Source organism: Nocardia pneumoniae NBRC 100136 (assembly GCF_000308755.1).
Classification (GTDB): Bacteria; Actinomycetota; Actinomycetes; order Mycobacteriales; family Mycobacteriaceae; genus Nocardia; species Nocardia pneumoniae.
Window position 1 is genome coordinate 1 of the sequence record NZ_BAGF01000077.1, and the last position, 385, is coordinate 385.

The window sequence follows — 385 nt, forward strand, 5'->3', positions numbered from 1 at the left end:
AGCACCTCGACGTTGAGGCACAGCGACTGGAGTTCCTTGAGCAAGACCTTGAACGACTCCGGAATGCCCGGCTCCGGAATGTTCTCGCCCTTGACGATCGCCTCGTAGACCTTCACCCGACCGACCACGTCGTCGGACTTGATGGTCAGCAGCTCCTGCAGCGTGTACGCCGCACCGTAGGCCTGCATGGCCCAGCACTCCATCTCACCGAAACGCTGACCACCGAACTGCGCCTTACCACCCAGCGGCTGCTGGGTGATCATCGAGTACGGACCGGTCGAACGCGCGTGGATCTTGTCGTCGACCAGGTGGTGCAGCTTCAGGATGTACATGTAGCCGACCGCGACCGGGTACGGGAACGGCTCACCGGAACGTCCGTCGAACA

1 protein-coding gene is annotated in these 385 nt (G+C 62.1%); it reads right to left on the reverse strand.

Annotated elements, in window-relative coordinates; genetic code table 11:
- Positions 1–385 (reverse strand): DNA-directed RNA polymerase subunit beta (locus ON34_RS24935; protein WP_040783801.1); only part of this gene is annotated, 385 nt, incomplete at both ends.